The 23,776-nt window shown below is 30.5% G+C and carries 25 protein-coding genes; 10 read left to right on the forward strand and 15 right to left on the reverse strand.

Features of this window, described 5'->3' with window-relative positions:
• Positions 1-4 precede the first annotated feature (4 nt).
• Both hisS and folE read left to right on the forward strand, forming a co-directional pair.
• On the forward strand, positions 5-1,369 hold the full coding sequence (hisS, locus tag AC2TEO_RS15305; RefSeq protein ID WP_442265649.1) for a histidine--tRNA ligase: 1,365 nt from the start codon (positions 5-7) through the stop codon (positions 1,367-1,369).
• Between the two features lie 69 nt (positions 1,370-1,438).
• Entirely contained in the window at positions 1,439-2,107 is a 669-nt protein-coding gene (folE, locus tag AC2TEO_RS15310) for a GTP cyclohydrolase I FolE (RefSeq protein ID WP_442267770.1), read from the forward strand.
• 109 nt (positions 2,108-2,216) lie between these two features.
• Here the strand turns inward: folE and AC2TEO_RS15315 are convergent, their stop codons facing one another.
• From AC2TEO_RS15315 to mtaB, 5 genes are all read right to left on the reverse strand, one after another.
• Positions 2,217-2,459, reverse strand: a complete 243-nt coding sequence (locus tag AC2TEO_RS15315; protein WP_442265650.1) for a hypothetical protein — start codon at positions 2,457-2,459, stop codon at positions 2,217-2,219.
• A 492-nt stretch (positions 2,460-2,951) separates the two neighbouring features.
• Positions 2,952-3,899 (reverse strand): lytic transglycosylase domain-containing protein, encoded by a 948-nt coding sequence (locus tag AC2TEO_RS15320; RefSeq protein ID WP_442265651.1) that lies wholly within the window; start codon positions 3,897-3,899, stop codon positions 2,952-2,954.
• A gap of 31 nt (positions 3,900-3,930) precedes the next feature.
• Positions 3,931-4,590, reverse strand: a complete 660-nt coding sequence (locus tag AC2TEO_RS15325) for an alpha/beta hydrolase family protein (protein WP_442265652.1) — start codon at positions 4,588-4,590, stop codon at positions 3,931-3,933.
• Positions 4,591-4,598: 8 nt separating this feature from the next.
• A complete protein-coding gene (locus AC2TEO_RS15330) occupies positions 4,599-5,348 on the reverse strand; it encodes a DUF6438 domain-containing protein (protein ID WP_442265653.1) in 750 nt (249 codons plus the stop codon).
• Between the two features lie 41 nt (positions 5,349-5,389).
• Positions 5,390-6,724 (reverse strand): tRNA (N(6)-L-threonylcarbamoyladenosine(37)-C(2))-methylthiotransferase MtaB, encoded by a 1,335-nt coding sequence (gene mtaB, locus AC2TEO_RS15335; protein WP_442265654.1) that lies wholly within the window; start codon positions 6,722-6,724, stop codon positions 5,390-5,392.
• A 40-nt stretch (positions 6,725-6,764) separates the two neighbouring features.
• Between mtaB and AC2TEO_RS15340 the strand changes: the two genes are divergently transcribed.
• The 6 genes from AC2TEO_RS15340 (at position 6,765) to AC2TEO_RS15365 (ending at position 13,203) form a co-directional block, all read left to right on the forward strand.
• Positions 6,765-6,992, forward strand: a complete 228-nt coding sequence (locus AC2TEO_RS15340) for a GNAT family N-acetyltransferase (RefSeq protein ID WP_442265655.1) — start codon at positions 6,765-6,767, stop codon at positions 6,990-6,992.
• Between the two features lie 41 nt (positions 6,993-7,033).
• Complete coding sequence (locus tag AC2TEO_RS15345) at positions 7,034-7,264, forward strand: GNAT family N-acetyltransferase (RefSeq protein ID WP_442267771.1); 231 nt, start codon at positions 7,034-7,036, stop codon at positions 7,262-7,264.
• Complete coding sequence (locus AC2TEO_RS15350) at positions 7,261-7,578, forward strand: antibiotic biosynthesis monooxygenase family protein (protein ID WP_442265656.1); 318 nt, start codon at positions 7,261-7,263, stop codon at positions 7,576-7,578. The genes AC2TEO_RS15345 and AC2TEO_RS15350 overlap by 4 nt, the downstream gene beginning before the upstream one ends.
• Entirely contained in the window at positions 7,562-9,175 is a 1,614-nt protein-coding gene (locus AC2TEO_RS15355; protein ID WP_442265657.1) for an ABC transporter substrate-binding protein, read from the forward strand. Before AC2TEO_RS15350 ends, AC2TEO_RS15355 begins: the two co-directional genes overlap by 17 nt.
• 154 nt (positions 9,176-9,329) lie before the next feature.
• Complete coding sequence (locus AC2TEO_RS15360; RefSeq protein WP_442265658.1) at positions 9,330-12,578, forward strand: M36 family metallopeptidase; 3,249 nt, start codon at positions 9,330-9,332, stop codon at positions 12,576-12,578.
• Positions 12,579-12,831: 253 nt separating this feature from the next.
• Positions 12,832-13,203 carry a hypothetical protein gene (locus tag AC2TEO_RS15365; protein WP_442265659.1) on the forward strand — a complete coding sequence of 124 codons (372 nt, stop codon included), beginning with the start codon at positions 12,832-12,834 and terminating at the stop codon, positions 13,201-13,203.
• Between the two features lie 88 nt (positions 13,204-13,291).
• Here the strand turns inward: AC2TEO_RS15365 and AC2TEO_RS15370 are convergent, their stop codons facing one another.
• The 8 genes from AC2TEO_RS15370 to AC2TEO_RS15405 form a co-directional block, all read right to left on the reverse strand.
• Positions 13,292-14,431, reverse strand: a complete 1,140-nt coding sequence (locus AC2TEO_RS15370; protein WP_442265660.1) for a geranylgeranyl reductase family protein — start codon at positions 14,429-14,431, stop codon at positions 13,292-13,294.
• A gap of 35 nt (positions 14,432-14,466) precedes the next feature.
• The gene (locus AC2TEO_RS15375; protein WP_442265661.1) at positions 14,467-15,489 is read right to left on the reverse strand and encodes an endonuclease/exonuclease/phosphatase family protein; all 1,023 of its coding nucleotides are present in this window, start codon (positions 15,487-15,489) and stop codon (positions 14,467-14,469) included.
• A gap of 6 nt (positions 15,490-15,495) precedes the next feature.
• Entirely contained in the window at positions 15,496-16,356 is an 861-nt protein-coding gene (locus AC2TEO_RS15380; RefSeq protein WP_442265662.1) for a rhomboid family intramembrane serine protease, read from the reverse strand.
• Positions 16,356-17,081, reverse strand: a complete 726-nt coding sequence (locus AC2TEO_RS15385) for a rhomboid family intramembrane serine protease (protein ID WP_442265663.1) — start codon at positions 17,079-17,081, stop codon at positions 16,356-16,358. Before AC2TEO_RS15385 ends, AC2TEO_RS15380 begins: the two co-directional genes overlap by 1 nt.
• 2 nt (positions 17,082-17,083) lie before the next feature.
• On the reverse strand, positions 17,084-18,949 hold the full coding sequence (gene mutL / locus AC2TEO_RS15390; RefSeq protein WP_442265664.1) for a DNA mismatch repair endonuclease MutL: 1,866 nt from the start codon (positions 18,947-18,949) through the stop codon (positions 17,084-17,086).
• A gap of 3 nt (positions 18,950-18,952) precedes the next feature.
• Positions 18,953-19,243, reverse strand: a complete 291-nt coding sequence (locus AC2TEO_RS15395) for a riboflavin synthase subunit beta (protein WP_442265665.1) — start codon at positions 19,241-19,243, stop codon at positions 18,953-18,955.
• Between the two features lie 165 nt (positions 19,244-19,408).
• Positions 19,409-19,915, reverse strand: coding sequence for a 6,7-dimethyl-8-ribityllumazine synthase (ribH, locus tag AC2TEO_RS15400; protein ID WP_442265666.1), 507 nt, complete (start codon positions 19,913-19,915; stop codon positions 19,409-19,411).
• Positions 19,916-19,920: 5 nt separating this feature from the next.
• On the reverse strand, positions 19,921-20,709 hold the full coding sequence (locus tag AC2TEO_RS15405; protein ID WP_442265667.1) for a tetratricopeptide repeat protein: 789 nt from the start codon (positions 20,707-20,709) through the stop codon (positions 19,921-19,923).
• Positions 20,710-20,810: 101 nt separating this feature from the next.
• Here AC2TEO_RS15405 and recF point away from each other — a divergent pair, with 101 nt between their 5' ends.
• Together recF and AC2TEO_RS15415 are read left to right on the forward strand one after the other, a co-directional pair.
• Complete coding sequence (gene recF, locus AC2TEO_RS15410) at positions 20,811-21,890, forward strand: DNA replication/repair protein RecF (RefSeq protein WP_442265668.1); 1,080 nt, start codon at positions 20,811-20,813, stop codon at positions 21,888-21,890.
• 2 nt (positions 21,891-21,892) lie between these two features.
• Positions 21,893-22,189 (forward strand): DciA family protein, encoded by a 297-nt coding sequence (locus AC2TEO_RS15415; protein WP_442265669.1) that lies wholly within the window; start codon positions 21,893-21,895, stop codon positions 22,187-22,189.
• A 71-nt stretch (positions 22,190-22,260) separates the two neighbouring features.
• On the opposite strand, the gene AC2TEO_RS15420 is transcribed toward AC2TEO_RS15415, so the two are convergent.
• Together AC2TEO_RS15420 and AC2TEO_RS15425 are read right to left on the reverse strand one after the other, a co-directional pair.
• Complete coding sequence (locus AC2TEO_RS15420; RefSeq protein WP_095073662.1) at positions 22,261-22,680, reverse strand: nucleoside-diphosphate kinase; 420 nt, start codon at positions 22,678-22,680, stop codon at positions 22,261-22,263.
• A gap of 60 nt (positions 22,681-22,740) precedes the next feature.
• Positions 22,741-23,745: an alkaline phosphatase D family protein gene (locus AC2TEO_RS15425; RefSeq protein ID WP_442265670.1), complete on the reverse strand. Its 1,005-nt coding sequence runs from the start codon at positions 23,743-23,745 to the stop codon at positions 22,741-22,743.
• Positions 23,746-23,776: the final 31 nt, after the last annotated feature.

Raw genomic sequence — 23,776 nt, forward strand, 5'->3', positions numbered from 1 at the left:
CTATATGAAACCAGGAATTCCAAAAGGAACTAGAGATTTTTCGTCAACACAAGTAGCAAGAAGAAACTTTATTTTTAACACGATAAAGCAGGCTTTTGAAGTGTATGGTTTTCAGCCTATTGAAACACCAAGTTTTGAGAATTCTTCGACCTTAATGGGGAAGTATGGAGAAGAAGGTGATCGTTTAATTTTTAAGATTTTAAATTCTGGTGATTATTTAAATAAAGTAAATGAAAATTTACTTTCAGCTAAAGACAGTAATAAAGTAACAACTCAAATCTCAGAGAAAGCTTTACGTTACGATTTAACTGTACCGTTTGCGCGTTATGTTGTGCAACACCAAAACGAAATTACATTTCCATTTAAGCGTTACCAAATTCAACCTGTTTGGAGAGCAGATCGTCCTCAAAAAGGACGTTTTAGAGAGTTTTATCAGTGCGATGCAGATGTAGTTGGTAGCGATTCTTTATGGCAAGAAGTAGAGTTTGTTCAATTATACGATTCAGTTTTTAGTAAGTTGAATGTAAAAGGAACGACTATCAAAATCAATAATCGAAAAATACTTTCAGGTATTGCAGAAGTTATTGGAGCAAAAGATAAATTAATTGATTTTACAGTTGCTTTAGATAAACTTGATAAAATTGGTAAAGATGGAGTTGTGAAAGAAATGCTTTCGAAAGATATTTCTGAAGAAGCTATCGAAAAAGTACAACCGTTATTTGATTTTACAGGAAGTAATGCAGACAAATTGGCATCGTTAAAATCAATGTTATCAGATTCTGAAGAAGGATTAAAAGGAGTTGAAGAATTAACTTTTGTAATAAATAGTATTGCTGAGTTAGGTTTACAAACAGCAACTTTAGAGTTAGATGTTACTTTAGCTAGAGGTTTAAATTATTACACCGGAGCAATTTTCGAAGTTGCAGCTCCTGAAGAAGTAAAGATAGGTTCTATCGGAGGAGGAGGTAGATATGATGATTTAACAGGAATATTTGGATTAAAAGATGTAAGTGGAGTAGGAATATCTTTTGGGTTAGACCGTATCTATTTAGTTATGGAAGAATTAGGTCTTTTTGAAGAAGTAGAACTACCTAAACCTAAAATTTTGTTTTTAAATTTTGATGAAAAAGAAAGTTTAACAAAAATGAAGGCTATAACGGAGTTAAGAGCAAATGGAATTAAAACTGAATTATATCCAGATCTTGCTGTTAGTAATAATCAGCAAAAGAAGCAGTGGAAATATGTTGATAAAAGAGGCATAGAGTTTGTAATAACTTCAGTAGAGGAAGATAAATTTAAGTTTAAGAACACAGAAACTAGAGATGAAAAATTCCTTACAATCAAGGAAATAATTAAATTAATACAATAAAGACAACTTTTTGTTTTATCTTTACGGAAAAACATTAAACAAATAAGTATGTTCGAGATCCACAATAATATGAGAGACGAAAGAATTGAAGAATTAGGAGAGGACCACATTGGAACTTCAGCTAAAACGCCATTGCGTGCAGACGCTTTTGATATTTCGGACGAAGAGAAAATAGCAAAAATACAAGAAAGTGTTAAGGTGATATTAGAAACCTTAGGTATGGATTTAGAAGATGATAGTTTACAGGGCACACCTAAGCGTGTTGCTAAAGCTTTTGTCAATGAGATTTTTATGGGGTTAAACCCTAAACATAAGCCTAAGGCATCTACTTTTGATAATAACTATAAGTATGGTGAAATGTTGGTGGAAAAAAACATTGTTGTATATTCTACTTGTGAACATCACTTGTTACCTATTGTTGGTCGTGCTCATGTAGCATACATTTCTAATGGAAAAGTCATTGGTTTATCTAAAATGAACCGTATTGTAGAATATTTTGCTAAAAGACCACAAGTACAGGAGCGTTTAACAATGCAAGTTGTACAAGCTATGCAAGAGGCTTTAGGTACAGAAGATGTAGCTTGTGTTATAGATGCAAAACATTTATGTGTAAATTCTAGAGGAATTAAAGATATAGAGAGTTCTACTGTTACTGCTGAATTTGGAGGTAAATTTAAGGACAGAGATACAAAAAGAGAATTTTTAGATTATATTAAAATGGATACACCTTTCGATTAATAAACCAATCGAAATTTACTATAAATATGAAAGTGCGGTTTTTAAAACCGCACTTTTTATTTGTATTGAAAATAAGTTGTTTGAAAACAACAACCCACAGATTGTTTAATTAACAATTTACAGTACAAACATTGTTAATTACAGTTCCGTAACATCTTCCTCCAGGAAAAGAAGTTGAAGAAGTAGGGAAAGAACAAGCTCTTCCAACAGTTCCTCCACATGAGTTATTACCAGGTTCAAGTGTGTATCTAGAGCTAGGAGCACAAGGTTGTCTTAATCCAAAACCTCCATTGATATTTTGTTGTTCTTTTTTGTTTAATGATTTACCTAAGTTTAAGATTGATTTTTTCATAATATTTGAATTTTTAAAATTTATTTTCCTTGAGCATTTATAGACATTCAAGGTTTATGTCTGTTATCGCGAAAATTTCTTTAATGATCTTAAATTGGTTATGAGATAATAGCAGTTTAATAATGTAATTTCAAAAAGAAATAAATTATTTTAATTTAAAACTATTTTTCTCTTATCAAATTTATGAAGCGTTCGTTGGAAAAAATAAGGATTAGCTTGTTTGACAAATTATATATGTGTACTTTTTATAAAAAGTCGGATTGTTTTTGTACTGTTTTTTTATTAAACAGCTTCTTTTTCTTTTTGGTTTAAAGTAATGAATTTACTGTTCTTACTAGTTTTATTTAAGAAAAAAATAAACAGGAAAGTAAAAAACACATACCTTTTAAAAGCTGAATTAAATCTAAGCTCTTATTGCATGTGTTTTTTTATAAAATGTAGTGTTATAATGTAGAGGATTTGTAAAATCCGAAAGATTATTTTTGAGAAAATCTAATGAATTGGAATTTTTATCGTGTATTCCTTTTTGCTGTTGTTGTTTAATTTGGTTTCTCTTAACCAAGGATTTACTAATTTTAACTCTTTATAAGTAATATTATATTGTTTTGCGAAATCAGCTAAATCAGGAATAGGATAATCCACTAAAATTTCTTTTACTTTAGGGAAAGTGTATAAATCTTCTTGATCAAACACAAAGCCATATTTTTTTGGATTCGACATGATTTCTTTTAAAGCAAGAATTCTAAAAACATATCTTCCGGTTTCAGGATTTAATAAAAGGTCATAATAATTAGTTACTTTTTGTTCTTTTAAACGTTTAGAAATTCTACCGCCTCCAGCGTTATAAGCAGCAGCAGCTAAAGTCCAACTTCCAAATTTATTTTTAGCTTTCTTTAAATATTCAGCAGCAACTTTTGTAGATAGTTCTAGGTTATAACGCTCGTCTACATTACTATTTACTTCAAGACCATATTCTTTTCCTGTTCTAGGCATAAAGTGCCAATAACCAGCAGCTCCTTTATACGAAGGAACTTGAATTAAAGCACTTTCAGCAACACATAAATATTTAAAATCGTCAGGTAAACCATGTTTTTTTAGTAATGGTTCAAGCAGCGGGAAAAATTTGTTAGCTCTTTTCATTAGTAAAAGACCATTAGATTGCCAATATGTATTTACTAATAATTCACGATCTAAACGTTCTTGTACATCAAGTTGATTTAAAGGAACAGATTCACCTGCAAACTCCATTTGTTGAGGTAATTTTACAGCCTTTACTTCGTATAGATGACTAACATTTTTTTCTGTTTTAATAATGGCTGTGTCTTTTAAAGATGTAATTTGTTTGTTATTATTTGTTTTTACATTGTTTAAATTCAATAATAAAAAAACAATACTTAAAAAAGAAAGGACGTAAAAGATGCGTAATAATTTTACCTGCATAAATATGTTTGTATTTTTATTAGAAAGGGATTTAACACTTGCATTTTTCAGCTAAAATTTTTGAAATAGTTTTAGCTTTATTTAAAATCATAATGTGAGTGCCATTATCCACTTCTATAGCGTTTTTAATATGTTTGATAGGAAATACTTCATCTTTATTTCCGTGTATATGAATTATATTGTCTAATTCATAATCCTGTTTCCAATTCAAGACATTATGTATTGCCCATTGCAAATAATCAGCATTACGGATTGATAAATACATTTTATATAATTCAGCTCTTTTCTTTAAATAATCTCCAAAGAAAAGGTGTTCATATTCTTCTATGTTTTCAACTATTTTAGTTGGAAACAATTTGTAAGCCTTAGTTTTTTGAGCAAGCTTTAATCTATTTGGAAGTTCTTTATTACTCTTCATACTAGAGATAATAACTACCTTTTTACAGTTTATTTGTTTGCTCATTTCTTGTACCATAACTCCACCAAAAGAAACACCAACTAAAATAGGATTGTCATGCTGAATTGATTCGCACATTCGTTTGGCATAACTTTCTATAGTTTCTTCAACTGATAAGGGCAAAATCCATTCCAAAAAATGGGTTTCAAAATTTTCTTTTGGTAAATCTAAGTACTCAAATATTTTCGTGTTTGCTGCTAAACCTGGTACGAAATACAAATGAGTTTTTTCCATATAATTTTTTATTCAAAGAATTTCTTTTCAAGTAAAATTCCTTCAATATATTCATGTAAATCCATTAATTCTTCAGGAACGTCATCATTCCATAATCGAATTTTTACTTGTTTACCCTGATGTACTATGTAAGTAGAAGGTAAATCCATTATTTTAGGATTGTCATAAACAGCATTAAAGGATGAAAATTTCTTTTTGTTTAATTTATTATTTATTGTTTCTAATTCTTTGTCTGAAAGTTTAAATTCCTTTTCACCTTCTTGTAAAACATATTGTTTTCCGTTATATAAAACAACACCTTGTTTGTTTATTATAATATCGTAACTCGGGCAATCTCCAAAACAACCAGTTTTACGCATGCTTAATAAAGTGTTTTCTTCTTTCTTTATAAGGTCTTCAACAACATTTTTAGCATTTACTTTTACAGACCTAAATTCACTTGAAGACCCCAGCGCTTTAAGCCAAAAATCATATTTATCATTTGGAATTTCTACAACTGCAATTTTAGAAGCTCCATTATCGAAAACCATTTTTTTCCATTGTACTCCACTATTCTTTAAGAACTCTTTAGTTTTATCTTCACGAGTAGGATCATTTAAAACTAAAACTAATTGTCTTTTATAAAGATCAATATTAGTTGTTTCTTCAGTATTTGTAGGTGTTTCTTTTTCTGAGTTTGCCTCTGTTTTATTAGAATCTCCTTTGGGAGCACCACAGCTTAAAGCAAGTAAAAAAATAGATAGGAAAAAAATTTTCATAATGTTATCGAGGTGTTTTTTTGATTTTATGAGCAAACAATTTAATGAATAACTTTCGTATCAACAAAATCGAAACGTACTAATCCGTCTTCATCAATTTTAATTAATTTTACATTGTGAATAGTATTTACTAATTCAGGATTCCAAGGAGTTTTTACTTTTACATAATTTTCTGTGAAACCATGAATATACCCTTCTTTATTTTCACCTTCGAACAAAACAGATAAGGTATTTCCTATTTGACTTTCGTAAAAAGCTCTACGTTTTTTAACTGAAAGTCCACGTAACATTTTACTACGCTTTGCTCTAACGTTTTTAGGGACAATACCATCCATTTCTGCAGCTTCTGTATTTGCTCTTTCAGAATAAGTGAAAACATGCAAATAAGAAATATCTAACTCAGATAAATAATTATATGTCTCTAAGAAAAGCTCATCAGTTTCTCCAGGAAAACCAACAATAACATCAACACCTACACATGCATGTGGCATTACTTCACGTATTTTAGTAACACGATTAGTGTATACTTTGCGTAAGTAACGACGTTTCATTTTCTTAAGTAATTCGTCACTACCAGATTGTAATGGAATATGAAAGTGAGGAACAAAAGTATCTGATTTAGAAACAAATTCTATTGTTTCATCTTTCAGTAGGTTAGGTTCAATAGATGAAATGCGTAATCTATGAATTCCTTCAACTTTATCTAATGCCTGAACCAATTCTAAAAATGTATGTTCGTGTTTTTTATTTCCGAATTCTCCTTTACCGTAGTCACCAATATTAACTCCTGTAAGTACAATTTCTTTAATACCTCTTTCAGAAATTTCTTTAGCATTTTTTAAAACGTTTTCTAAGGTATCACTTCTAGAAATTCCTCTAGCCAATGGAATTGTACAATATGTACATTTATAATCACATCCATCTTGTACTTTTAAGAAAGCACGAGTTCTATCTCCAATCGAATAAGATCCAACATAAAAATCAGCGTCTTCTATTTCACACGAATGAACTTCGCCGACATCATTTTTTGTTAAATCATTAATGTAACTAGTTACATTAAATTTTTCGGTTGCACCCAAAACTAAGTCAACACCATCTACTGCTGCTAATTCTTCTGGTTTTAACTGGGCATAACAACCTACAGCAATTAAAAAAGCTTCGTCATTTTGTTTAAGTGCAGACTTAACAATTGTTTTAAAACGCTTGTCAGCATTATCTGTTACAGAGCAAGTGTTAATTACGTATATATCAGCTTTTTCTTCAAATTCAACACGTTCAAAACCTTCATTAACAAAGTTTCTAGCGATAGTAGAAGTTTCAGAGAAATTTAGTTTACATCCTAATGTGTAAAAAGCTACTTTTTTTTCCGCATTCATTCTTGTACATTTAACCGACTGCAAAAGTACAATATTGAAAATGATTTTTGAAACTGAAAGACTAGAAGTTAGATATCTAAAATTAGAAGATATAGAAGGATATTATAAATTACAAAGTGATCCTTTAGTTTTAAAATACGCTACAGGAGAAGTTGATACTTATGAAGGTGTTCAGCAGAATTTAAAAGAAGTAATAGCTAAATATACATTGCCGAATAATGATTTCTGGATTTATGCAATTGAAGATAAAAAAAAAAGAATTTTTTAGGAACACTAGCGCTAGTAAAAGATGAACAAAATGAAGATGAAATAGGATATCGATTTATTAGAGAGTATTGGGGGAATGGATATGGATATGAAATTTGTGAAGGATTAATAGCGTATGCTAAGCAAATAAAAATGACAAAGCTGATTGGTAATGTTATAAATGAAAACATAGCCTCAGCAAAAAATTTAGAAAAATTAAATTTTAAACCAGTGCATCAGTTTGTAAGCAAAGACATTGGCTTACCTGAAACTAAATACGAATTAAAATTATGATAGCGAAAATTTTTACAGCACCATATTACGCAGTAATATTTACAACAATATTAACAGATGATATAGAAGGATATCATGAAATGGCAGAAAAGATGGATGATTTAGCTAAAGAACAAGAAGGATATTTAGGAATAGAATCTGCCCGAAGTGAAATTGGTATTACAGTATCATATTGGAAAAGTTTAGAAGCGATATCTAAATGGAAAAATAATGTAGAACATACATATGCAAGGGAAAAGGGACGACAAAAATGGTATCAACAATACCAATTACGAATATGTAAAGTAGAAAGAGAATATGGTTTTGAGAAATAGTTTTATACTATTATTATGTGTGCTTTTAGGATCTTGTAAGAAAGAATCATCTAAATTTAAAGATGATCAAGTATTTCGTTATAACGAACATTCTAATATTTCTTCTTTAGATCCAGCTTTTGCTAAAGATCAACCCAATATATGGGGGGTTCATCAGTTATTTAATGGTTTAGTTCAATTAAATGATGGTTTAAAGGTGAAACCAGATATAGCTAAGAGTTGGACTATAACTGAAGATGGATTAACATATACTTTTGTATTACGAGACGATGTTTTTTTTCATGAAAATGAACTTTTCGGTGAGTTTAAAACAAGAAAAGTAGTAGCAAATGATTTCGAATATTCATTTCGTAGATTATTAGATGAAAAAGTAGCTTCACCAGGTAGATGGGTTTTACAACATGTAAATCATTTCAAAGCAATAAATGATTCTATATTTAAAATAGAATTAAAACAACCTTTTCCACCTTTTTTAGGTTTACTAAGTATGAAGTATTGCTCGGTAATTCCTAAAGAAGCTATAGATTTTTATAAAAATGATTTTCGATCTAATCCAGTAGGAACAGGGCCTTTTCAATTTAAATTATGGGTAGAAAATACCAAGCTAGTTTTAAGAAAAAACAAAAAATATTTTGAAAAAGATAAAGAAGGAAACTCTTTGCCGTATTTGGAAGCTGTAGCTGTTACTTTTTTGCCTGATAAACAAAGTGAGTTTTTACAGTTTATTCAAGGAAATATTGACTTTATGAAAAGTTTAGACGCTTCTTATAAAGATGAGATTTTAGCTACTGATGGAACTTTAAAAGAAAAATATAAGTCTAAAGTAAATATGCAAAAAGGAGCATATTTAAATACAGAGTACTTAGGAGTTTATATGGATGTAGCTGATGAGTATCCCACAAAATCAAGGCTAATTAGAAAAGCTATTAATTACGGTTTTGATAGAGAAAAAATGATGAAATTCTTGCGAAATAATATAGGGGAACCTGCAATACATGGTTTTATTCCTAAGGGATTACCGTCGTTTTCAGAAATGAAAGGTTATACATATCAACCAGAAAAAGCTATAGAACTTATAAATGAGTTTAAAAAATCAACAAGACAAAAAGAAATTGTTATAACAATTACAACAAACAGCAATTATTTAGATTTATGTGAATTCATTCAAAGAGAATTACAAAATATAGGTTTAGATGTTAAAGTAGAAGTAATTTTACCGTCTACTTTACGACAAGGAAAAGCCAATGGTAAACTTCCTATATTCAGAGCAAGTTGGATAGCAGATTATCCTGATGCAGAAAATTATTTGTCTTTATTTTACAGTAAGAATTTCACTCCTAACGGGCCAAATTATACACATTTTAAAAATAAAACTTTTGATTTTTTATATCGATTAGCAATAAAAGAAACCAATAACAGTAAACGTTATAATCTATATAAACAAATGGATAGTATAATTATTAATGAGGCTCCAGTTGTACCATTATATTACGATGAAGTAATTCGTTTTTCTCAGAAAAATGTAAGAGGCTTAGGTATCAATCCTATAGATTTGTTGACTTTAAAAAAGGTTAAAAAAAACAGTTTAATTAAATAAAATATTGTTTTTTAACTTAAGTAGTGTTTTGTTTTTAATAAATTATGTTAAAATAAAACAATTTTTGCCTTTTTGTTGATTTTAAAAATAAATTATTTACAAAGAATTGATTTTGATAACTTTAGAACAGTTAACCTTTCAAAATCAAAACAAAATGAAAAAAATCTACATTGTTGTAGTGCTATTTCTAGCACTACAGGTTAGTTATTCACAAAACTCAACCAAAGATTTAAATGTTATAGACAAACATTTTAAATTACTTCAAAAAAAGAGTGAAGATACTCCAGCAGATTTTAAGGAGTGGAAAGTAACAAGTACTGCATCATCACTTAAAAAAGGACTTGTACATTACTATGTTACTCAGTATTATAAAGGGATTCCAATAGTAAATGCAACATCTAACTTATCTGTATTTAATAATAAGATTAATTTTGAGAAAAATCAGTTCATTACTAATTTAGAAGCTAAAATTCCACAACAAAGAGGAGGGGTAATTACTGAAGAAGCTGCAATAAATACAGTAATTCGTTCTCATAACTTAAAACCAGCATTGCGTTTAGTAAAAGCGTTAAAGCGTTCTTCTGAGGGTGATAATTTTAGTGTATATTCTAATACAGGTAATACTCAAGATAATGAACCTATAACAGTAAAGAAGGTGTATATTTCTCATGAAGGGAAATTATATTTATGTTGGAATGTAACTCTGTATGAAGAAGGAGGGCAAAACTGGTGGAATAGTTTTGTAGATGTTTCCTCAAATACTATAGTGACAGAAGATAACTGGGTGATTTCCTGTGATTTTGGAGATGCAGATCATACACATGTTTTAAAACGTAAAGAACATAAAAATGAAGAAAATCATGTAATGACTCCTTATGCTAATACTTCTATGATGTTTGCTCCAGATTCTTATAATGTGTACGCAATGCCTTTAATGAACCCAGATGATGGAGGTAGGAGTATTGTCACAAATCCAGCAAATTCAACAGCTTCTCCTTATGGATGGCATGACACTAATGGATTAAATGGAGCAGAGTATACAATTACAAGAGGAAATAATGTATGGGCTCAAGAAGATGCTAATGGAAATAATGGCACAGGAGCTTCTCCAAGTGGAGGATCAACTTTAGATTTTGATTTTCCAGTAAACTTAAATCAAGCACCAAGTACTTATAGAGATGCTTCTACAACAAATTTATTTTATTGGAATAACATTATGCATGATGTATGGTATCAGTATGGTTTTGATGAAGCTAGTGGAAATTTTCAAGAAAATAATTATGGAAAAGGAGGTGCAGGAAGTGATTCGGTAAACGCAGATTCTCAAGATGGAAGTGGTACAAATAATGCCAATTTTGGAACTCCACCAGATGGAAGTAATCCAAGAATGCAAATGTTTCTATGGAATAGAACTACACCAGGTAGAGATGGATCTTTTGATAATTTAATTATCGCGCACGAATACGGACACGGGATTTCTACAAGATTAGTTGGAGGAAGAAACTCTAACGTTCTTGGTGGTTCAGAGCAAATGGGTGAAGGTTGGTCTGATTGGTTTGGGTTAATGTTAACAATGAAAGCAGGCGATAAAGGAACAGATAAAAGAGGTGTTGGAACTTATGTATTGGGTCAGGATTTAGATGGAGTAGGAATTAGGCCTACAGTATATTCTACAGATAGATCGTTAAATGATACTGACTACGCTGATATTGGAGGATTGGCAAGACCACATGGAGTAGGCTATGCCTTTGCAACTATTTTATGGGATATGACATGGTTATTAATAGATCAAGAAGGTTTTGATCCTGATTTTTACAATGGTACAGGAGGTAATAATATTGCTATGGCTTTAGTAATTGAAGGATTAAAAAATACAGCTGCAAATCCTGGTTTTGTTTCTGGACGTGATGGAATTTTACAGGCTGATCAAGATTTATATGGAGGCCAGTATAAGTGTTTAATTTGGAAAGCTTTTGCAGAAAGAGGTGTAGGAGAAGGAGCTGACGAAAATAATAATGGAGGATCTAATGGTCAAACAGATCAGACAGTTTCGTTTACAAATCCTTGTGATGGTGGTGGGCCAGACCCAACACCAACAGATTGTACTTCAACAGTAAACACTTTTCCTTATAGCGAAAGTTTTGAAGCAAATGATGGTTGGACCCAAATTACTAATGATGATGGGAATTGGGTAAGAGATGCGTCTGGAACTCCATCTTCTGGAACAGGACCAAGTTCTGGAGCTGACGGCAATTTTTATATGTTTTTAGAAGCTTCAACTAATGGAAGTACAGGACAAATTGGGAATAATGCTACAGCAATATTATTGAGCCCGTGTTATGATTTATCTGCACTTAGCAATGCTACCTTCTCATTTAGTAATCATATGTATGGTACAAGTGTTGGTTCTTTAAAATTAGAAGCTTCAACTGACGGAGCAACATGGACGAGTATTTGGAATCAATCTGGAAACCAAGGAAATCAATGGAATGCAGTTAATGTTGATTTAGCAGCTTATTTAGGGGAAACGGCAGTGCGATTACGTTTTGTAGGAACAACAGGTTCAAGTTGGTCTAGTGATATTGCAATTGATGCAATTTCGTTATCAACTGGAGGAACAGATCCTGATCCAGATCCAGGATGTGCTACGTTGAATTTTAATGATTTTACTATAACTCCTTTCTCAAATCAAGATGCGTCAGGTAATTTCTCTATCGGATCTAGTGGTGCATCGTTAACATTAACAAATAATACATGGAAATATATTCCATTAAATTATACTGTAACTCCAAATACAGTTATAGAATTCGAATTTAGTAGTACATCTCAAGGGGAAATTCATGGAGTTGGTTTTGAGGATGATAACACGTTAACTTCCTCACGTTACTTTAAGGTACATGGAACTCAAAATTATGGAATCACTAATTTTGATAATTACACTAGTGGAACAACTACTTATGTGATTCCTGTTGGAGATTCTTACACAGGAACAATGGATCGTTTAGTATTTATTAATGATAATGATGGTGGTTCAGGAAATAATTCAACATTTACTAATGTTAGGATTTACGAAGGAACTTGTAGTAGTTCATCTGCTGTTGTGATAAACGATTTTGGAACTAGAGTAGATGTTTTAGGTGATGAAGATGAAGGAGGGTTAACTTCGTTAACAATTGCTCCTAATCCGGTTCAAAAAGGATATTTATTAAATTTAATAGGTGGATCAGATAAAGAACTGTCGGACACAATATATACTATTATAAATATGTTAGGACAAGTAATTGAAAAGGCTCCTTTAGGTAAGAGAAGAACAATTAATATCGATCGATTTGAATCAGGAGTGTATATATTAAAGTTAGAAAATGAATATATGAAAGAAACTAAACGATTTATAATCAGGTAATTTTAAGAAAATCTATTTTTTAAAACCTCTTGAGAAATCAAGAGGTTTTTTTATGTGCTTCAGTTAAGAATAAAAATCAAACGGTAAAGTTTAAATAATCTGCTTTTAAGGTATTTGTTTGTTTTTGAGTTGGTTATGTGTGTAAGTTAGAAGTGACTAATCAATGTACAGCGGCCACTGTTTTAAGAAAAGTGATGGCGTCACCTGAAAAGCCAATCAGTAAATAGAGTAGGGAATCAAAAAAAACAAAATTATGGGATTTTACGGTAAAGAACCAGTTACTCCAAGTGAGTGCAAAGTAGTGTATGTATGGACTGGGTTAAGAACTCCAGGTTTTTTCAGTGTTTATGTTCAAGGAGAAGCACAAAATTATTCATATGGATTTGATTTAGTTAGGGATCCGCATTTCGTTGGAGGTTTAAAAATTGATGCAATGGGTTGGACAGGTCCTTTAGGAGAAGGAACTACTCCGTACAAAGTTCATGGAACTTTTCAAGGTGCTTTTCAAGAAGAAATTATTATTTCAGGATCTAATGGGGATTTCCCTGTGAAGGTAGAAGAAGTTCCTCATGATCAAGTTGAAGATTATATAAAATCTAAAGCTTTAGAAGCAGCAAACTACTAAAATATTTGAGTTTTAATAATTTGCTGTTAATAGATTATTACTGTTCTTAGAAAAAAACCACTTGGTTTAAACCAAGTGGTAATGTTTTTTAAAAAACAAGTTCTTTTACTTTTTTAGTAATTGCTTGTTTAATATCGGTCGGATAAGAACGATCGCCATGAAAAATATCAGCCATAGCATCACTAAATCTTTGTCCGTATTTTTTCAATAACACGTTACGAATAGTTTTTTGCTCATAAAACCATTTTGCTAACCATAATCCTGTTTGAATTTCAGGTATCAATCTTTCGTTTAATTTTTCAAGATATAATTCACTAGCTTTTTCAACATTCGAATTACTTTCACTAATAGCATTAGCAACTAAAACTCCACTGTAAATTGCATTAGAAATTCCTTCTGCAGTAATTGGATCGGCAAAACCAGCTGCATCACCAATTAAAAATACACTGTTTTTTACAAAGCCATCTGTTCTCGGAGCAATAGGAATTTGAAAACCATGCTGAGATTCACTCAGTATATTTGTAATTCCCAACGTTTCTAAATATTCTTGATAATATTTTTTTAGGTTGATTCTAGCCTTTTTAGTAGAAGCTACACCAATTGATAAGTGATTTTTCTTAGGAAAGCTCCAAGCATAACCGTAAGGAATAGCGTCAATATCAAAACGTACACTATCTTTTAATCGGTTAAAATCTTCTTCAGAAACTTCTACTTCATATTCTAAGGCAGGAATTAATTTACGAGTTTCTTCATTCCACCCAGCCATTTTTGCTGTCGGACTTAAAGCTCCATCTGCAGCAATAATAAATTGAGCAGAAATTTGTTGCTTATCAGTGGTAACTATTGTTTTTTCTTCTTGAAAATCTAATCCAATTAGTTTGTTGTCTTCAAGTAAAGTAACTCCTAATTTTTTAGCTTCTTCAACAATTAAATTGTCGAAAGAATCACGCATTATCATAGTGATCGTAGGATCTTTACGTACAGTTTGAAAATGAAGTTTTTTACCTAATAAAATATCCACTGTATTAAATTCTCTTTCAACTACGCTAGAAATATCAAAAGGTAAATCCTTTCTACCTCTATACACAAAACCACCGCCACAAGTTTTATAACGCGGTAATTTTTCCTTTTCTATAATTACTGTTGAAATTCCTTTTTTAGCTAAATGAAAAGCAGTTGAAGCTCCCGAAGGACCACTTCCTATTACTGCAACTTCAAAATGTTTCATAAAGAGTAAATAGTTTAGTAGACTGCTAATATAAACTATTCAAAATTTATTCGAGACATGATTGGGAAATGATCTGAATATTTTGGTGTGTAAGTTTTAAAATTATTGATGTTTGTAGATTCATCAGTTAAAATGAAATCAATACGCATAGGAAAAAAATAATTAAACGATTTTCCAAAACCATTTCCAGCTATTTCAAAAGCATCTTTTTTTCCTTTACATAATTGTCTGTAAACCCAAGAAAATGCAGTGTTGTTAAAATCACCACAGATTACCTTTTTACGATTCCATTGTTTTTCGTGAGCAAGAAAAACTTCAACTTGTGAAGCTTGTTTTATGAAACCATTTTTTAAACGTCCAATCAGTTTTTCAGAGCTAGACTCACCAAAATTTTCTTTTTTAGGGTTTAAACGTAAAGATTGTAGATGCAAGTTATAAACTCTAATAGTGTCTTTGTTTTTTAAAATATCAATGTAAATCGCATTATTAGCACTATTTTTAAAATCTAGAGAGCCTTTATTAACAATTTTATATTTGGAGAAAATAGCTAGTCCAAAATTGTTTTTTTTCGACTTTGGAACGTAATATGAATATGGAAATTTTAAATTTCTTTTTTTAGAATGATGATATTCTTGAATGGCTAAAATATCTGGATCTTTTTCTTTAATGAACTCAGTGATTTTTTCGCTGATTCCTTCTTCTTTTATCCAGTTATAAAGATTAAACATTCTCACATTGTAACTCATCACTTTAACATCTGTATTTCTTGCTGTATTTTTTGAAGAAAATTTAATGAAAGGAGGAAGGAATAACCATCCAAGTAATAATATTAATCCAGATAAAATAAAATGTTTCCTTAATTTAAAAATCCAATACATGCAAAATATAGCATTAGCTATAATTAAAAAAGGAACAGCTAAACTTGCCACAGAAAAAACAGGAACTGTTTTAGGTGACACGAAGGCTAAAAAGTAAGATAAAAGTAATGCTGTAGCAACGATAGAATTTATGAAGTACAGTAATTTATCTAAAAACGAATATTTCTTTTTCTTTGGCAACGTATTTTATTTTTTTCCTTGTTCAAATAAAAAATCTTTTTCTTCTTGAGTTAGGGAATCATAGCCAGAGTCTCCAATTTTTTCCAAGATAGTATCGATTTTCTTCTGATTGTTAGATTTTGTTCGATATGGACCTCTAGGATTTAAATTATCTGATTTATGTACTGTTTTAAGCTTGGTTTTTTTCTTTTTAGAAGTTCGCTTAAATGAAGTAAAAATATCGAGTTCTTTATTGCCTGCGTATTTCACATAAAGAAAACCAAATAAAGCACCACCTAAATGAGAAAAGTGACCGCCACCATTTCCACCAGATAAACTAATTAAATCCATAAGAATGAAAAATAATGCCAAATGCCAAACTTTTACATAGACATTAATCAAAGGAATTCGTAATTCGTAATTAGGTATATGAGTTGCTGTACCAATAATAATTGCTGAAACCCCAGCTGAAGCACCAACTATTATATGTTTTGTATTTTGAAAAATAGGAAAAGAGTTCATGGCAAAAATAAATAGCATTCCGCCAAAAACAGTTCCTAATAGATAAAAGCTTAATATTTGCTTTTCACTAAAATATTCTAAAAATAATCTTCCAAAAATATATAACCAGATACAATTAAATAATATGTGTAAAAAACCACCATGTAAAAAACCATAAGTGACTAACGACCAAGGTTTGGTTATGAATTTATCGAGGTCCGAAGGTAAGGCAAACCAATCGCTTAAAAAGTTAATTCTATGTCCGTATAATCCTGAAAAGGAAATTGATAATAACCCTAAGATAAAAACAGCAATGTTTATATAGATTAGCTTCTCTAACATTCCGGCATTAAGGAATCGCTGTTTTAAATTGTTAATAGTTTCCATTAGTAATGTCTAAATTGATTTTTTTTCCAATACCAAGCAATAATAAATCCAATAATAGCACCACCAACATGAGCAAAGTGAGCAACATTTCCAATTGAGTATTTAGTTAGTCCAAAAAATAAATCACTAATTATTATTAAAGGCACAAAATACTTTGCAGCTACAGGCACAGGGAAAAATATCATAGCAAGTTTTGCATTAGGAAAAGCCAAAGCAAATGCTACTAACACTCCATAAACAGCTCCAGAAGCACCAACAGCAGGTGTATGATAAAGTGAATAAAATTCAGACATTTGTTTGCTGCCTAATGTGATAATCTCATTGTTATATCTACCAGATGTTAATATTTCTTGGATGTCGTTACTGGATAATCCTAAGTTTAAAAGCTGTTGAAAAATACCATTAAATTGGTAGTAATTCACTAAAGTATAAATTAAACCAGCACCTATACCAGCTGAAAAATAAAAGAACAGGAACTTGTTTTTTCCCCACATTTGTTCTAAAGGAGTTCCAAAAGCCCACAAACCATACATGTTAAATAAAATATGAGCTACACTTCCATGCATGAACATGTGTGTTGCATATTGCCAAAAACCAAAATGATCATTTTGAGGAAAATGTAAGGCAAGAATATTTGTTAAATCTAAATTCAGCAGTTGAGGTGCAAAAAATAGAATAGCATTTATTATAATTAGGTGTTTAATAGCAGGTGTTAATTGTTGCATAACTAATTACTAAAAATATTATCAATTTCTTGTAAAGTTAAGGTTTTAAATGTTGGTTTCCCAAGGGGAGAAACACTAGGTTCTTTACAAGAAAATAAATTATTTACTAAAGTTTCTTGTTCTTTTACAGATAAAATAGTTCCCGTTTTTATAGCTAAAGATTTAGCAAATGATTTAGCCATAACATCATAATGGCTAAAGCTAGCATCTGGAACTTCTAATTTTAAATCATCTAAAAGTTGCTCTAAAATTAAACTAATTTGACTTTCAGATATAGATGTTGGAATTCCACCAATAACCACACTTTCTTTTGTGAATTCATTAAACACAAATCCAGCACTTTCTAAATCAGATTTTATGCTAAAAATCATTTCAATGTCTGACGAAGAAAATGAAATGTTTATTGGAAATAATAGTTGTTGACTATTAGCATCTTTAATGGTAATATTCGTTAAAAACTCTTCATATAAAACGCGTTGATGAGCTAAGGATTGGTGAATTAAAACAACTCCAGATTTAATAGTGCTTAAAATATATTTCTTTTGAATTTGAAATGTTTTACCTGTTTCTGTTTCTTTTTCACTTTCAAAAAGTTTCTCTTGTTGAGTACTTTCATATGTGTTTACATATAAAGATTCCCAACTTCCTGCGTCTTTTTTGTAGTCAGTTTTAAAAGATGGTGTTTTTTGAACAGGAGACGATGATGGTATCGATTCTCTTTTTTGAGTTACTGGTGAAGGAGAACTAATTTGTTCGTTTTTAAAAGGGTTAAAATCAGGATCAACAATTATTTTAGGTGTTGAAACAGCTGGTTTGTCTTTAAACGTATACGGCGTGTCTAAAGTTGCATCTCTATTAAAGTCTAAAACAGGAGCAACGCTGTATTGTCCTAAACTATGTTTAACTGTTGCTCTTAAAATGGCATACAAAGCTTTTTCATTGTCAAATTTCACCTCAGTTTTAGTTGGGTGAATGTTAATATCTATAGTGTTAGGTGGAACATCAAAATATATGAAATAAGTTGGATGATAGCCATTTTCCAATAAACCGTCAAAAGCGCTATTTACAGCATGGTTTAAATACGAACTTTTTATAAAACGATCGTTAACAAAAAAGAATTGTTCACCTCTTTTTTTCTTTGCGTATGAAGGTTTTGCAACAAAACCTCTTATTTTCATAATGTCTGTTTGTTCATCTAAAGGAACTAATTTTTCATTCATTTTGTTACCAAAAATAGCAACAATACGTTTTCTTAGATTACTTTCTTTAAGATGGTAAACTTCATTTCCATTATGGTGTAATTGGAAAGCAATGTCAGGATGCGCCATTGCAACACGTTGAAATTCATCAATAATATGTCGAGTTTCAACGGTGTCTGATTTTAAAAAGTTTCTTCGTGCAGGAATATTATAAAACAAGTTTTTAACGGCTAAACTTGTTCCTTTGGCTGTAGAAACTACGTCTTGAGATATTACAGAGCTTCCTTCAATTTTAATGGCAGTTCCAACTTCTTCGTTATGTTGTCTTGTTTTTAATTCAACATGAGCAATCGCTGCTATAGAAGCTAAAGCCTCTCCTCTAAAACCTTTGGTGTTTAGATTAAATAAATCTTTTGCATCTTTAATTTTAGAAGTAGCATGTCTCTCAAAACATAAACGAGCATCTGTGGTGCTCATTCCTTTTCCGTTATCGATTACTTGAACTAAAGTTTTACCAGCATCTTTTAAAAGTAAGGTGATGCTAGTTGCACCAGCATCAATTGCATTTTCTAGTAATTCTTTTACAACTGAGGCTGGACGCTGAACAACTTCACCAGCTGCAATCTGATTAGCAACATGATCGGGAAGTAACTGAATAATATCTGACATTAATTATTTGCTAAAAAATATAGATAGATCAAAATCTATCACGTATAAAAATATAAAAGTTAAGATAGAGGCAATAATAATGATAGTTTTGTTTATTCCTCCGTTTTCTGAAGTTTTAAATTCGTTAATAGCTGCCGTAAATTTCTCTTTTAAGTTTTTCTTTTTTCCAACAGTGGTTCTGTATTCATCAAACTTGTGTTTGAATTCATAAGGATTTCCATCTCCCTTATAATAACGAGGTTTGTACTCAAAAACATTATGAGTCTTTCCTTTAAATTTACTCCATCCTAACATAATAATTGATTTTAAAATTTAAGGTATCAATTCAAAAACCACACCAAAAAACATATCAATTCAAAATTACGAATAAAAGATAAGCTATCAAATCGTATACTTATGAAATTAAAATAGCCAAGTGTGTAACTTGGCTATTTTAACATATTTTTTTAAAAGTTTCTTTTAAAAACCGACAGTCTTCTTTTTTATACCGATGTTCTTTAATGCAGCCATTTTTACTGCAGCTACAGCACATTCAATACCTTTGTTTCCTAGTTTTCCACCAGAACGATCAATAGATTGTTGTCTCGTGTTGTCTGTTAATACACAAAATATTACAGGTACGTCATAAGCTGTGTTAAGATCAACAATACCTTGAGTAACACCTTCGCAAACAAAGTCGAAATGTTTGGTTTCTCCCTGAATCACATTTCCAATAGCAATAATGGCGTCAAGTTTTTCAGTTTCGATCATCTTCTTACAGCCATAAACTAGCTCAAAACTACCAGGGACATCCCAAGAAACAATATTTTTTTCTTCTGCTCCACAATCGATTAAAGTATCGATAGCTCCTTTATGTAAATTCTTTGTAATTTCAGGATTCCATTCTGAAACAACAATCCCAAATCGAAAATCTTTCGCATTTGGGATTGTATTTTTATCGTAATATGATAAGTTTGTTGTTGCCATTTATGTTATTTAGCGTATTTGGCACTGTTTAAGTACTTATCAATATCTCTACCTATTTGAGTAGTAGCGTATTTTTCTTTGATTGTAGTAAAATACCCTAAAGCTTGCTCGTGCTTTCCTAATTTCATGGCAGTTTGCCCTGCTTTAAATAAGAACATAGGAGTAGTAAATTCGTTACTTTTCTTATTTGCAGCTTTTTCATAATATTCTAAAGCTTCATCAGCCTGATCAATGTCAGCAAAAGCATCGCCAATAGCACCTAAAGCAGTTGGTCCTAATAATTCATCATCTGAATTAAATTCACTTAAGTAAGATATTGCATTTTTATAATCTTTTTGCCTTAAGTATGTAATTCCTGCATAATAATTCGCTAAGTTTCCAGCTTTAGTTCCACCAAAAGATTTAGCAATATCAATGAATCCGTATTTTCCATCAGCACCTCCTTTTAAACCTAAGTTATATAAACTATCAGCTTTTGCTCCAGCAGCTTTTTCTGCTTGGTCAAAGAAAGATCTTGGGTAAGCTAATTCATTAGATGCATTTACTTCGTTTGGTTCAGAAATAAATTTATTGAAAGCTAAATACACTAAGATTAATGCAGCAATACCTACTAAACCAATAAATAATGGCTTGCTGTTTTTTTCAATCCATTGTTCAGATTTATTGGCAACTTCATCAAGTCCTTCAAAGGTTTTTGCTACATCACTTTGTGATTCATCAAATGTGTCTTCAATAACTTCTTCTACAACCTTTTCTTTCTTAGGTTTATATCCTCGCTTTTTATATGTTGCCATAACTTTTATAAAATTAGTGGCGCAAAAATAGTTTTTTTAATTGAATTTTAAAAGACGATTTTTCGTTATTTTGCATTTCCTGTCTGAAAACGAATAGTGTAGTGTATTTACAGAAATTATCTTTAGTGAATTTTAAAAATATTGAAGCCCAAACATTTAATTTCGAAAAGAAGATTAATTGTTTTGTGGGGAACAATGGTGTGGGAAAGACTAATGTTCTCGATGCAATCTATTATTTATCTTTTGCTAAAAGCTATTTTAATCCAGTTGCTGGTCAGAATATTCGACATAATGAAGATTTTTTTATGGTTGAAGGCGATTATTTGGTGAAAGAACGTTCTGAAAAAATTATTTGTTCTTTAAAAAGAGGTCAGAAAAAAGTATTGAAGCGAAATGGTAAAGTTTATGATCGCTTCTCAGATCATATAGGTCAATTTCCTTTAGTTATTATTTCACCTGCTGATAGAGATTTAATTATAGAGGGAAGTGAAACTCGTCGAAAATTTATTGATGGTGTTATTTCTCAACAAGATAAAAAGTATTTGTCTTCATTAATAGCATACAATAAAGTATTAAATCAAAGAAATGCATTGTTAAAATTCTTTGCAGCTAATCGAACTTTTGATGCATTGAATTTAAAAGTGTATAATGAACAATTAATTCAATATGGAGAAGAAATTCATAAGAAAAGAAAAGAGTTTTTAGAGAAATTTACTCCAATTTTTAACGAGAAATATCAAGTGATATCTAACGATAATGAACAGGTGAATTTATCTTACAAGAGTCAGTTGAATACAATATCTTTTAACGATTTATTGGATTTACAATTAGAGAAAGATAAAATTTTGCAGTATACTTCTGCAGGGGTTCATAAAGATGATTTAACTTTTGAAATCGGTTCGTATCCGATCAAGAAGTTTGGTTCTCAAGGCCAACAAAAATCATATTTAATCGCTTTAAAATTAGCTCAGTTTGAGTTTATTAAAAAGCAATCTGAATTAATACCAATATTGTTATTAGATGATATTTTTGATAAACTTGATGAAAATAGAGTTGCACAAATAGTTAATTTAGTAAATAATGATGAATTCGGTCAAATTTTTATAACAGACACGCATTTTGAAAGAACTGAAAATGTAATCAAACAAAGTAATAAACCGTATCAGATTTTTAATCTTTAGTTATGGCAAAAAGACAAAATAATAGTATTTCGATAAAAGATTTAATGGGAGCCTTTATTAAAGAGAATAAGTTAGAAAAAGGTTTTCAAAAAATAAAAATAGAAGAAGCTTGGGAAAAGCTAATGGGCCCAGGTGTACAATCTTATACTAGTGAAGTTAAACTTCAAAATGGCATTTTAATCGTCAGATTAAATTCTTCTGTGTTACGAGAAGAATTGAGTTACGGTAAAGAGAAAATTATCAATATGCTTAACCATGAAATGGGTGAGGATGTAATTAGAAAATTAATGTTAGTTTAAAAGATTAACTAAAAGTATAAAAAAACTCGCTATGAAAAATAGCGAGTTTTTTGTTTAATATTTTTATGTTCTTAGAACATCTCTCTACCAGCAAAGTGGAAATTGCTTTCGATTTCAGCATTCTCATCAGAATCAGAACCGTGAACAGCGTTTTCTCCAATAGAGGTAGCATAAAGTTTTCTGATTGTTCCTTCAGCAGCTTCAGCAGGGTTAGTAGCACCAATTAAAGTTCTAAAATCCTCAACTGCATTATCTTTTTCTAAAACAGCAGCAATGATAGGACCACGAGTCATAAATTCAACTAATTCTCCGAAAAAAGGACGCTCATTGTGTACTGCATAAAAAGTTTCAGCATCACGCTTAGTCATTTGCGTTTTCTTTAAAGCTACAATTCTAAATCCAGCAGCATTAATTTTTTCTAATATAGCTCCAGTATGTCCGTTTTCAACAGCATCTGGTTTAATCATTGTAAAAGTTCTATTTGTTGCCATTTTATTTTTTTGTCTATTTTAATTTCGCGCAAAAATACGCTTTTTAATGTTACTAGCAAGTTAAGGATAAATTTGTGAGAATTCTTGTAAAATGGCATTTCCATCGCTACGCATTTGAAAACTCACTTTTTTCTTTTTGAAATCAAATTTTAAAACCCCAAAACTTTCTCTAAAGATTACGTTTCCAATACGATTGCTATTTAATTCATTTTTAAATCCTTTATAAGCATGAGTTAATCCGCTGGAAGTAAATTCGATTAAAGGATAAGGTAAGTTTTTAATACTAATTTTAGAGAATTCAGAAATGTGTCTGTCTCCAGATAATAATATTGTGTTTTTAGCTTTTGAAGTTTTAATTAATTCAAATAAGCGTTTTCTTTCATGAGGAAAATTTTCCCATTTTTCAAATCGATGTTCACTAGAAATTACTTGAATACTACTCATGATAATATTGAAATCAGCTTTTGAATTATTTAATTCATTAGTTAACCAATTCCATTGTTTTTTACCAAGAATAGTTCCTTCATTGAATTTACTAGAAATATATTTTTTTTGACTGCTATTCTTATCTTTTGTTAAAGAACTTCTGTGATAACGTGTATCTAAAATGATAATTTTTACAGATCCTTTTTTAGTTTTAAATATTTCAGAATGATAAACACCTTCACGTTTTCTTCTCGAGTCTAATTTACTCACTTGTAAAAAATCTAAAAACAATTGTTGGCTTTCTTTTTTCATTTCATATTCAGTTCCAGCATCATTTTTTCCGTAGTCATGATCGTCCCAAGTACCTAAAATCTTAACTTTTTCTGTTAATTCTTTGTATCCTTTTTGATTCCATTGTGCTTTATAAAAAGCTTTCATTTCTTGGATGTTATCTGTATCCGCATAAATGTTATCTCCTCCCCATATCCAAACATTTGGGTTTAGAGATACTATATCGTCCCAAAATAAGTTCTCTATTGAAGGTTTGTTGCAAGAGCCGAAAGCAATGGTGAAATCATTTTGACTATAAATGGATGAATTAAAACAAATGCTAAGAAGTAGTAGAAATATTTTTTTCATGATTATTTTTAAATGATGAACAAATAAACAA

Source organism: Tenacibaculum aquaeponti (genome assembly GCF_057221555.1).